Genomic DNA, 11801 nt, shown 5'->3' on the forward strand with positions numbered 1-11801 from the left:
TTCTTCTTTGGGCTGTCAGAGCCGTCGCTTCCGCCTAGTGGTCGACAGGATTTCCAGGGGCGCGCCGGCCGAACCGCCTGGTGTGCTTTTTGATCTTCGCGGCCTCGACCTTCTTCGCAGCGCCCACAGTGCTGAATCTGCGAAGCACCTTGGACTCATATTTCTCGTACCCTGCCGCCTTGTTCAGCTTCCGAACCTGGCTCTCTGCCCGCCTTGACTTTCCGTCGAGTCGGAGCCCGTGTCGCTTCGCGCCAGTGCCGGTGCCGTACTTGTAGAGGATGTTAGTACCCTTCTCGTAGATCTTGTACAGGTGGCTGCCGCACGAGCAGTTCAGGTTGTTGGCGTTCAGTCCGCAGGAGGAGTTGTGCACCAGTACGTCGTGGCCCGACCCATCGAGAACGGTGTACGTGTGAGTGTTGCCGACGTTCAGGTTATATACGGTCTGATTCGGCACATCGCCCCGGTCCCATACATAGCTGATCACCGGGGTGCTTCCGTCAGGAGACAGAAGATGGTCACCCGGCTGGAGATCTACGGCATCGACCCAGCCGTCCTCCTGAGTCCAGAACGGATGGTTGGCAGTGGCTTCGATGCCCAGAGAATCAGAGTTCGAGTCCGTCTGCACCTCGACCATGTGCTTCGTGGAATGGCCCACGATGACGGTGAGGACCGGTTGCGGCGCGGTCTCGCCGGTCATCGGGTCGGTAGCCGCCACGTAGTCGCCGACCTCGATCTGGTCGATCGGCAGGTATGTGCCGTCAGCCATGAGGACGGGCGTGTCGGGCGCGAATGAGTTGCAGCCACTGCGGCGGAAGATTGTCCTGGCAGCCGATGCGGCCTTCTGAACTCGTGATGCCGCTCTAGTTGTCCTGACCGCAGCTGCAGCGGCCTTTACGACGGGGCCGGCACCCACGGTTGCCGCGACTGCGGTGACCGCCATCTCGGCGGCCTTGGCCCAGTTGCCCGTCGCCGCGTAGGACACCGACGAGACCGCCGCTGCCACCGCGCCGATGGGGCCGGGGATGTTGGAGGCGATTTCGGCGACGACCGCGACGACCTGGACCGTCTTCTTCAGCCACTTGGGCATGCCCCAGTTGCCGTCGAGGTCGGTGCAGTTGACCGGGTCGCCGGTGCAGTAGTCGTACGGACTGGCGTTGCCGCCGGGTACCGGGTCGATCTGCAGGAAGCGGCCGAGGGCCGGGCTGTAGAGGCGGGCACCCATGAGGATGTCGCCGTCCTGGGCCTCGGCGGAGCGCTGCTTGCCGCCGAGCCAGCCGTAGCGGACGTTCGCCTGACCGTCCTGCGGGATGCCGAACTCGTCGAAGTCCAGCACGACCGGCTTGGTCAGCGCGGTGTCGGTGGTGATGACCACCGAGCCGAACAGGTTGGTCAGCTGGAGCTGGACGTCACCGGTCTTGCTGGTGGTGGCGACCAGGTCCGCGTCCGGGCCCGAGATGTTGCGGGTCAGCGTGCCCTGGGTGGTGTCCTCGATGGTCCAGCGGACCTCGTCGGAGTCGTCACCGTAGTGGTTCAGCTTCGACGTGGCATTGGCCCAGGAGCCGTCGGTCTGCTTCTTGCTGGTGGTGAACGCGGTCAGGCGGTGCGCCGCGTCGACGGCCCACTCCTGCTTGGTGTCCCCCTTCTCCTGGGCGGCGACGCGGTCGTTCGCCCAGTAGGTGTTCGTCGCACCGGTCGCGGTCTTCACCGTCCGCCCGAAGGCGTCGTAGGTGAAGCCGTTGTCGGTGAGCCGGTCGGCGCTGTCGTAGGTGTGGTTCTCCGCCGTGGCCCCACCGGTGCTGCACTCGCCGGCCGCTCCGTGCGGGGAGGTCTGCTTGGACAGGCGGTTGGAGTGCGCGTCAAACGCGTACTGCCGGGTGACGCAGCCGGTGGCGACCGTGGACTGCTCGGCCTTCACCAGCCGGCCGAGCCGGTCGTACTGGTAGGAGCGGGTGGCGGTGGAGCTGGTGTCCTTGGCCACCTGGCCCTGGGTGGAGATGTCGGTGGTCTGGGCCCAGATCACCTTGTTGTCGGACGTGCGGGTGTAGGTGCGGCTGGTCGCCTCGCCCACCGCGTTGGTGGTGTCCTTGCGGACGATGCCACTCGGGTAGGTCTGCTCGACCAACTGCCCGTCCGGACCGTACGCGGCGGTGAACTCGCCCGCCACGCTGTCGGTCACCGAGGTGACCAGGCCTCGCGGCTCCTTCACCCGGTCGTAGGCGTAGGTGGTGGACCCGGTCGGGTCGCTCACCTTCACCGGCTTGCCGTACTTGTCGAACTCCGTGGTGGTGGTGCCTCCGTCGGCGTCCGTGTAGGAGATCAGTCGGCCCAGGACGTCGAGCACGCGCACCAGCGACTTGCCGCCGGCGTCCGTCCTGACGATGTCACCCGTGGCCGGGTCGTACTCGGTGGTGACCTTCGGCAGCGCCTGACCCTCGTCCGAGGTGATCTCGGTCGAGGTGATCCGGTCCGCACCGTCGTAGGTGGTGACGGTCTTCCGGCTCTTGCCCGCGTTGGACTCGGTGGTCTCCTCCGCCTCGCCGAACGGCGAGTAGCGGGTGACCCGCTTGACCGGCAGGGTGGTCGGCATCCGCGAGGCGTCCGCCCCGGTGACGTCACCGCCCGGCCCGGTGACACACGGCAGGCCCGCCCACTCCGGGCGGTTGGCACACGCCGCGTCGTCGGCGTTGGCACCGGCGGTGTAGAACACCGACTTGACGGTGCCCGCGTCCGCGCCGTTCGAGCCCGGCTTGCGGGACTCCAGCGCGTGCCCGGACGCGTCGTACTTCACGTACGAGGTCAGGTTGGCGCCGCCGGGAGCGGCGTCGGTGGTGACCGACGTCGCCGTCTTCAGCGTCCACCCCGACGTGCCGCCGATCGGCGTGCCGTAGCCGGTCCTGGTGACCCGCTTCTCCACGTCGTCGGCGTAGCCGTCGATGCGGGCACCGTCGGTCGCGGTGGTGACCAGGTGGTAGGCCTGGCCGTCCGGCTTCCCCTCGTCGTAGGTGTTGGTGTTGTGGTCCCGCGCCACGACCGACGTCCCCGCCGGCAGGGTCGGGTTGAGCGTCGACTTGGTCAGGGTGACCGTGTCGATGCCCGCGTGGAACCGTTCGCCGACCGTGTTGGCGTTGGTGCCCGTGACGGTGAGCTTGAGCTCGTGGTCACCGCGGGTCAGGTGGACGGCCTCGCCGGTCGTGAAGGGCGCGATCACGCCCTCGGCGGCGTAGGCGTCGATCGGCTGACCGGTGTTCTGCCCGTCGATCGCCCACTGGATGACACCGTGGTCGTTGAACTTGGTCAGCTGACCGCTGAGGAGGTAGTCACCCTCCTCCGGCACGCTGACACGCACGCTGTCGAACGCGCCTGCCTGGGTGCCGCGGATGCTCAGGTGAGCGCCGCCCGACCAGGTCAGACCACAGCAGTTGTTGTCGACCTGGACCTGGGTGTTGGTGCCCAGCTGCGGGAGCTTCTCCGCCTCCTCCGTGACCGTGACGGGCGCGGTCTGCCCGGCGACCTCCTCGGCGAGGGTGGCCCGGTAGGCCGGGGCCAGGGTCTCCAGGACGTCCAGGCCGTCGGCCGAGTACGTCGTGCGCGAGTCGAGCAGACGCGCCCGGGACGCGGAGTCCGAGGGCAGGTTCAGCTCGGCCGCGAACGCGTCCGCGTCCGGGTGGGTCCCCAGCGCGATCGAACGGTTCGTCGCCTCCAGGGTGCGGACGGCGTGGCCGTAGCGGTCGTACTCGGTGGTGTCGATGTCACCGCCGGGCGTGACCGACGGGGTCGCGGTGTTGACCTCGTTGCCGGAGGCGTTCAGGTAGTGGACGGTGGCCGGCTTGTAGCCGTCCGGACCGGGCTTCACCGCCGAGGCGGTGTTGGCGCCCGGGTCGTCCTCCGGCCCGAACACGGCGGTGGCATCGGTCGGCGCGTCGGTCTGCGCCCACTTGGCCACGTCCGCACCGGCCAGGTCGTACGGACCGCCGGCGCCGCGGGTCAGCGGCACCTCGTACACCACCGAGGTCGCGATCTCGCCGTCGACCTGGTCCTTGCTGCCGGGCGCCAGGGTGCTCCGGCGGACCTTCAGCAGCCGGCCCGGATCCTGGTCCGCAGCCGCCTTGCCGTAGTCGAAGCTCCACGGCAGCTCGCCGGCGGCGGCGATGGAGGTGACCCGGCCGTCCGCGTCGTAGCCGTACGTGGTCTTCAGTGGCTGCGCCAGGCGCGGGTCCCAGACCTGCGCCAGCCGGCCCTTGTCGTCGTACACGTAGTGCGCGACCTCGACGGCCTCCTGCTTGGAGGTCGCCGGGTTCCACGACCAGACCTTCACCGAGCGGATCCGGTCCAGGTAGTCACCCGGGGTCGCGGCCGTGGCCGTGGTCGCCTTGGCGTAGTCGTACTCCGAGACCTCGCAGCCGCGCGGCAGCGGGTCGACCGAGCAGTGGTTGGTGTCGTCGACACCCGGCTCGACGGCCGGGATGACGCGCTTGACCAGGGAGCGGCCGTCGGTCGTGTCGTACTGGTAGCGGGTGGTCGACGCGGCCTCCGGGCCGGTGTCGCTCACCACCTGGTAGATGCTCGAACCGGCCTGGCGGGCGAAGACGGTCTTGGAGCCGTCCAGGTCGCCGAGCTCGTACGTCGTGCCGGCGGTCTGGACGTCCCAGATCTGGTTGGGCCCGCCCCAGCAGGTCCAGATCGTGGCACCGTTGTAGGCGTCCAGGCACTTGCCGCTGTGGCGGTTGGCCACCGAGCCGTCGGTGCGGACCTCCCACTGCTGGTTGTCGCCGCCGTTGCAGCCCCAGAGCGTCATCCGGGTGTTGTCGGCGGTGTTGCCCCACGGGTTGTCCAGGCAGTAGCCCAGCAGTCGCAGCGTGAGGTCGTCCCCGCGCGTCCACTGCTGGTTCGCCGCGCCGGTGCAGGGCGCGCCCTGCAGCAGGGCACCGTTGCCGGCCGCGCCGCCCGGGACCTCCAGGCACTGGCCCGAGGAGTTGACGAGCGCACCCGCCGAGGCCGGGACGGCCTTCAGGGAGAGCGACTCGGCGCCCGGCTCGGGGAAGAAGGTCCCGTCGGTGCCCTTGGCGAAGGTCAGCGAGGTGTCGTCGTTGCCCTTGATCTCGACCAGGTCGGACTGCGGGAACGACAGCGAGCGGTAGTCGGAGCCGGCGCCGGCGTCCGGGCCGCCCGCCCACTGCGGGCCGAACGGGGCGACGATCTCCTTCAGTGACAGGTCGTCGAAGTAGACCTCCTTGCCGCTGCCGCCCGCATTGCCGTTGTAGAGACGGAACCACGCCTCGGTGGCGTCGTTCGGGACGACCATGTCCAGCGTCAGCTGCTGCCAGCCGTCGGTGAACGCGGCCTTCGGGGAGGCCGTCTCACCGTAGCCGGCACCGGTCCGGTAGACACCGACCAGGCGCAGGCCGCGGTTGGCCAGCGGGTTGTCCAGGCCGGTGGCGCCGGGGACGTAGATCCAGCCGGTCAGCCGGTAGGTGCGCCCGGGCTTCATGCCGTTGCCCATGGTGTACTCCGGGCCGAGCGCGGCGAAGGAGTCCCAGGTGCCGGAGCCGCCGGGGACCACCAGCAGCGAGTCGGTGGAGCTGTCGTGACCGCGGGCGGTGGAGCGCGAGAGCGTCGCCTGGCCGGGGGTGAAGCCGGTCAGGTCGGTGCCGATCTGGCGCTGGTTGACCGTCAGGCGCTCGCCCTGCGGCTGCCAGCCGCGGCCGAGGTCGCGCGAGGAGGTGGTGCGGGCCACGGACATGCCGAACTCGTTGGCGTCCGTCACGTCGGTGGAGTAGTCACCGGTCAGCAGGTTGACCGAACCGGGGCCGACGGAGCTGCCCGCCGCGCCGTCGGCGTTGCGGTCCACCGTCATGGTGTTCCACACCGTGGCGTAGCCGTTGCCGGAGCCGTCCTCGGGGAAGAGCAGGGCCCGGACCTGGACGACACCGCCGATGTTGCCGAGGGTGTCGAGCACGTTCCAGTTGGCGTGCGTGCCGAGGTCGGCCAGCCGCGGCTTGTCCTCGGTGACCGGCGTGTTGTCGGCCTTGGTGAGGTTGGTGCGCGGCACGTTGTACTCGGTCGCTCCCGGCCCGCGGCGGTACTGGTAGACCACCCGCTGGAACTGGGACTGCGCGTCGACGGACAGCTTGACGCGCTTCGCGGACTGGGTGCCGTTGACCGGCGAGCTCATGCCCGCCCGGCCCACCTGGAAGGTGTGCGTGGCCGGCGGGGACAGGTTGCCCGCGCGGTCCTTGGACTGCACGCTCAGGACGCGGCGGCCCTCGGTGGTCGGCGTGATGCTGGTGGTCAGTGCCGCGGTGGCGGCGACCGTCACCGGCGTGCCGCCGTCGAGGGTGTAGACGAAGCCCACCAGGTCGTCGGTCCCCGCCGGGGGCGAGAAGGTGAACGAGCCGGGCTGGTTGGCGGCGCCGTGCCACAGCCCGTCGGCCGGGTAGTCGGCCGAGGTGACGAAGGGCACGCCGGGTTTGGTGGTGTCGGCGACGACGTTGGTGCCGACCCAGTTGGAGCGGGACTTGCCGTCGTCGAGCATGGCCCAGACCGAGTACTGCACGCCCTCGTCGAGCTTGGCGATGCCGTAGTCGGACGGGCGGACGGTAGCGATGGCGCCGTTGGGCACGTCGCGGGCGATGCTGCCGAGGAAGGTGCCGCCGCGCCACAGGTCCAGGTAGACCTTGAGCGCGTCACCGTCCACGTCGGCGGCCTGCACCTGGAAGCGCGGGTTGGCGTCCGAGGTGTAGCGCGGGTTCCCCGGTTGGGAAGGCTGCACCTCCACCGTCGCCGGGGTAGCCGGGATTGTGTTGTAGGTGATCGACAGGTACGGCGGGGCTCCGCCCTCGGCCGAGCTGAAGCGCTTCCACGACAGGTTGCTGGACTCGTCCGCCGCCTTCAGGCCGATGCCGTAGTCGTGGTAGCCGAAGCCAGCCCAGTACTTAACCAGGTCGGTGACATTGGCACGGGCCCAGGCGGTGCCGTCGGATCCGGAGCACTCGTGCGAGTCGGCTCCGCCGTCGGCGTCCCAGGTGTCGTTCGAGGTAGCGTACTTGGTGCCCCAGGACGGCTGGTTGTTCCAGCGCGTCCACCAGGCTGCACCACCGGCCTCCCAGACTTCCCACTGCTTCGGGAGGCAGGACGAGGAGTGGTAGTTGTACAGGTTCAGCGTCGCGCCGAGAATCTGCTTGCCGTTGAAGTCCGCGCCCGGGAAGGTCAGGAACGACCGGGCCACGACGCTGCCGTCGTAGCTGCCCAGCTTCAGGTCCTCCGCCCCGGAGGCGTCGAAGTTCTCATTCGTCTGAACGTACGTGTCATACGTGGCGTCGACGTTGACGATCGGGTCGACCGTGACCGGGAACTGCGTCGTCGGCGCGGCGAGGAACGCCGCGTCGGGGGTGAAGACCAGTTCGGTGTCGGTGCCCTGACCCCGCACCTCCATGGTCACCGGAGCCCTGTTGAGGTGCTCCTGCGAGACCGGATCGACCACGGCGTCCCACATCACCGGAGCCGGGATCTTCACCGCGAGCTTGCCGGATACCTTGTCCAACAAGTGGACCGAGCCGTCCTGCTGCGGTGCCGCCACCACGCCCGTGGTGTCCAGCGGAATCGTCAAGGTGCCGGCCTGGGAGACCGCCGAGCGGTCCTTGACGATCAGGAACTGCTCGAAGCCGGTGCGGGTGGCCTGCAGGACCAGATCCACACCCGGACGGGCGTCGATGTACGTCGCCTTGTTGCCTTCCAGCTTCGGCTTCGGCAGCTTGCCGAGCCAGCCGAAGCGAACCTGCTGGTCTCCGGAGCCGATCTTCACCAGCTCACGCTCGGTGGGAGTCTGGGGCGCCGCGGGCTGCGGGTCGGCGGCCAGGGCGGCGGCGCGGGCGCCCGCCCGGGAGGCGCGCTCGGTGGCGCCGTCGGTGGCGACCGCCGAAGGCGAGGGGCTCGCCGAGGCGGTCGACGCCGTAGCCGGCGTCGCGCTGGCACCGGCGCTCGGGGTGACCGGGGTGCTCGCGCTCGGCACAGCGGACGCCGAGGCGCTCGCGCTCGGCGTGGCAGACGGGACCGCCGACGGCGCGGCGGGGCCGGGTGCGGCGGACGGCTGCGTGCCGACCGGGGACGTCGGGGCCTCCGGCAGGCTGTCGCCCACCGTCACGCCGGCGTCTCCGCCCTCGAAGACCAGGCCCTCGGGGTGGGCCTTCGGGGCGACCTTGCCGTCCGGCGTCTGCACCAGGGTGGTGTCGACCGGCACCCACGCCTCGCCGACCTTCATCCGGATCGGGCCGGTGGACCGGTCCGAGGTCAGCGTCCCGTTCGGGTTCGCCCACAGGGTGGAGAACTCGGTCCGGGCGTTGGTGACCTCGATGCGGTGGCCCTGGAGGCGGGCGGCGAGCAGCGCCGACGCCTCGTCAGGCGCTTCGGCCGAGGGGGTGGTGGGCGGCGTCTGCGGCTTCGGTGCCGCCTGCGCCGCAGGCGCCGTCACGGCGTCGAGCGCGACACCGGCCTGAACGAGCAGACCGAGTGTCAGGACCACTGATATTCGGCGCATCCAGCGCGCAGAAATGGCCCCGCCGGAGGAACCGGACGAGGCCGAGGGGCGTCGTGTCATCAAGACTCTCTCAAGAGGTTGTCAGTCGCTTCGAATGACGTGGTCGAAGCGAGTGACAACCTCTCACTCCCAGCTGACGCTCAATTACCAATCAGGATAACAATTCCGTAACGGATTGCACACGTGCGGCCACCCGGGCGCCGTTTGCCGGAATTGGAATCATGTGTGCAATTTACGGTGATGGGCCCGTAATCGCGGCGTTCTTCCGGCACCCCGACGTAGACTGGCCGGACTGCGACGGTGCTCCGCACCCACTCCCGCCTCCACCCTCCGTGCGGCAGCCTCCGGGAGGCCCCCATGCGCCAGCGACACAGCTTCCACCTCGACCGGGGCAACCACTCGGTCACGGTGAACGTCCGCTCGGGCTGGATCACCGAGACCGAACTGCTGGTGGACGGCAGGGAGCTCGCCTTCCACCGGATCCACGGACACGGCGCCTACCCGCTCACCCTCTCGGCCCAGTTGGCGGAGGACCCGCCGGTACCGTTGTCGGTACGGCTGGAGCGGACCGGGGCGCCGGAGCACCCGCTCGTCTGCGTACTGGACGTGGACGGCGCCGTTCAGCCGGTGCCGGAGAAGACGGACCGCTGATCCACCGGACCGCCACAGCTCCCACGACACGCCGGCGGCACCGCGCGGCAGCGGACACGGGCACGTCGCTCGAAGGCGCCTCCCGGCGTTATCCGGACGACCGAGGAATCCGCCCCTGCCACTTCGTGAAATCCCCGGAATCGCAGGGACCTGGCATTTTCGGCGGGGAGCGGTCCGGGCCGCCCACCCCGCCGAAGTCCCACCCCCCGAGATCGCTCCGCCACCGGACCACGATCGGCACCGGTAAATCCCATCCCGTCGCGGGGAATTACCGTCCGGTAGCCGCCACGAGCTTATCCACCGCGGACCGCGCCCGGTCGGCGTCCTCCGCGACCAGGCCGATGCGGGTCCGCCGGTGCAGCACGTCGTCGGCGTCCAGGGCGCCCTCGTGGGACACCGCATAGGCGATCTCGGCGCGGGTCACGTCCAGGCCGTCGGCGATCGGCGTCGGGTCGCCCGCTGCGAGGACCTCGTGGGCGGCGCCGCCGTGGCGGGCGAGCAGGGAGCCCGGGGTGTCGGCCGGGACGGGTCGGCTGTCACGGTGGGCGGGCGCCCCGACCAGGGGCAGCCGGGACGTCCAGCAGGCGCGGGCGGACAGTCCGCGCAGCCGGACGGCGGTGTCCACCGCGTCCTGGGCCATCCGCCGGTAGGTGGTCAGCTTGCCGCCGACCACCGTGATCACGCCGTCCGGGGACTCCAGTACGGCGTGCCGGCGGGAGAGGTCGGCCGTGGCGCCGTCGCCGGTGTCGATCAGCGGCCGCAGGCCGGCGTAGGCGCCGCGCACGTCCGCCCTGGTCAGCATCGTCCGCAGGGCCGCGTTGACGGTGTCGAGGAGGAAGGTGATCTCGCCGTCGGTCGGCTGCGGCTCGTCCGGGATCGGGCCGGGTGCGTCCTCGTCGGTGAGGCCGATCGCCACCCGGCCGAGCTGCTGGGGCAGGGCGAAGACGAAGCGGCTGGTGGAGCCGGGCACCGGGACGGTGAGAGCGGCGCTCGGGTGGCCGAGGGCCGCCGCGTCGACCACCAGGTGGGTACCGCGGCTGGGCCGCAGCCGGATCGACGGGTCCACCTCGCCCGCCCAGACGCCGCCGGCGTTGACCACCGCGCGGGCGGTGAGGGTGAGCGACTGCCCGGTGAGGCCGTCGGTCAGCCGGGCCGAATCGCCGGTGACCTGCTCCGCCCGCATCCGGGTCAGCACGGTGGCGCCGTACTGCGCGGCGGTCCGGGCGAGGGCCACCACCAGCCGGGCATCGTCGACCAGTTGGCCGTCGTGGGCGACCAGGCCGCCGGACAGTCCGTCGGTGCGGACGCCGGGCACCAACTGGCGGGCACGCCCGGCGTCGACACGGCGCACCCGCGGCAGCAACGCGCCGGGCGTCCCGGCGCTCAGCCGCAGGGCGTCGCCGGCGACGAAGCCGGCCCGGACCAGCGAGGCCTGCCCGGGCCGCATCAACCCGTTGATCAGCGGGACCAGTTGGGGCATCGGGCGGACCAGGTGGGGGGCGGTACGGGTCATCAGCACGCCGCGCTCGACGGCGCTCTCCCGGGCCACCCCGACCCGGCCGGAGGCGAGGTAGCGCAGGCCGCCGTGGACCAGCTTGGAGCTCCAGCGGCTCGTCCCGAACGCGAGGTCGCGCGCCTCGACCAGGACGGTGCGCAGCCCGCGGGCGGCCGCGTCCAGGGCTGCTCCGGCGCCCGTGACGCCGCCGCCGATCACCAGCAGGTCGACGGCGGGCTCGTCGGCGAGGTCGTCCAGTTCCAACGCCCTCCGACGGGCGTCGAGTCGGGTGGTTCCGGCGTAGGGCCCGGCGGTGGTCGTCATGGCGCGAAGTGTCCGTTCGTTCGGCGGATGCGGTGGGGTACGACGGATGCGGTGGCGGATGCGACGGATGCGACGGCGGGCGGGGAGCCGGTTCCCGCCTTCGGGCCCGCGCCCGAGGCGGGCCCTTCGGGCCTCGTGGGCCCGGCGGTCAGGACGCGAGGTAGCCGTCCAGGGCACGGGCCAGTTCGCGCCGCCAGGCCGCCTCCGGCAGCAGGGCTGCGACCATCCGGTGCGACTGGACGGTGGACTGGGCGATCAGCAGCACCATCGCGGCGAGCTCGACCGGCTCGCCCTCCCTGATCGAGCCGTGGGCCTGTCCCTGCTCGATGCCGGCCTGCAACGCCTCCAGCAGCCCGCGCTGGCTGGTGCCGAGCCGCTCCACCACGTACTCGAAGAGCGTGTCGGAGTCGGCCGAGCGCAGCAGCGCGCCGAGCACCGGGTGGTCCCGCAGCCGGACGGCCACCTCGACCACCCCGTCGACGAAGGCCGCCCGGTCCTCGCCGGCCAGCCGGACGGTGGCCTGGGTGGCGCCGATCTCGCGGGTCAGCAGGGCCCCGATCACCGCCCGGACGTCGGGCCAGCGCCGGTAGACGGTGGGACGGCTGACCCCGGCCCGGCGGGCGATCTCGGACAGCTGGGTCCGGCGCACGCCGAGGTGGACGATCAGCTCGGCGGCGGCGTCGAGGATCGCGTCGTCGGTGCTGCGCGGCTGAGACGGCTGCGGCGAGCCCTCGTGGGCGTCGTGGTCGTCGTCGTGGGCATCGTGAGCGTCGTTACTACTTGACATGATGTGTGAAA

Annotated in this window: 4 protein-coding genes; 1 reads left to right on the top strand and 3 read right to left on the bottom strand. The window is 70.8% G+C overall.

Annotation, left to right across the window (positions count from 1 at the left end; genetic code table 11):
* Window positions 1-34 precede the first annotated feature (34 nt).
* On the bottom strand, window positions 35-8533 hold the full coding sequence (locus tag ACF9IK_RS08895; protein ID WP_395293702.1) for a DNRLRE domain-containing protein: 8499 nt from the start codon (window positions 8531-8533) through the stop codon (window positions 35-37).
* A gap of 357 nt (window positions 8534-8890) precedes the next feature.
* Here ACF9IK_RS08895 and ACF9IK_RS08900 point away from each other — a divergent pair, with 357 nt between their 5' ends.
* On the top strand, window positions 8891-9184 hold the full coding sequence (locus ACF9IK_RS08900) for a hypothetical protein (protein ID WP_395293703.1): 294 nt from the start codon (window positions 8891-8893) through the stop codon (window positions 9182-9184).
* A 268-nt stretch (window positions 9185-9452) separates the two neighbouring features.
* Here the strand turns inward: ACF9IK_RS08900 and ACF9IK_RS08905 are convergent, their stop codons facing one another.
* The gene (locus ACF9IK_RS08905; protein ID WP_395293704.1) at window positions 9453-11003 is read right to left on the bottom strand and encodes a glycerol-3-phosphate dehydrogenase/oxidase; all 1551 of its coding nucleotides are present in this window, start codon (window positions 11001-11003) and stop codon (window positions 9453-9455) included.
* A gap of 148 nt (window positions 11004-11151) precedes the next feature.
* Window positions 11152-11790, bottom strand: coding sequence for a TetR/AcrR family transcriptional regulator (locus ACF9IK_RS08910; RefSeq protein ID WP_395293705.1), 639 nt, complete (start codon window positions 11788-11790; stop codon window positions 11152-11154).
* Window positions 11791-11801 lie beyond the last annotated feature (11 nt).

Source organism: Kitasatospora hibisci (assembly GCF_043950205.1).
Taxonomy (GTDB): Bacteria; Actinomycetota; Actinomycetes; order Streptomycetales; family Streptomycetaceae; genus Kitasatospora; species Kitasatospora hibisci.

Bases quoted from the DNA above. Each gene is read 5' to 3' on its own strand.
- ACF9IK_RS08895 (WP_395293702.1), bottom strand. From the start codon at position 8,533: ATGCGCCGAATATCAGTGGTCCTGACACTCGGTCTGCTCGTTCAGGCC.
- ACF9IK_RS08905 (WP_395293704.1), bottom strand. From the start codon at position 11,003: ATGACGACCACCGCCGGGCCCTACGCCGGAACCACCCGACTCGACGCC.
- ACF9IK_RS08900 (WP_395293703.1), top strand. From the start codon at position 8,891: ATGCGCCAGCGACACAGCTTCCACCTCGACCGGGGCAACCACTCGGTC.
- ACF9IK_RS08910 (WP_395293705.1), bottom strand. From the start codon at position 11,790: ATGTCAAGTAGTAACGACGCTCACGATGCCCACGACGACGACCACGAC.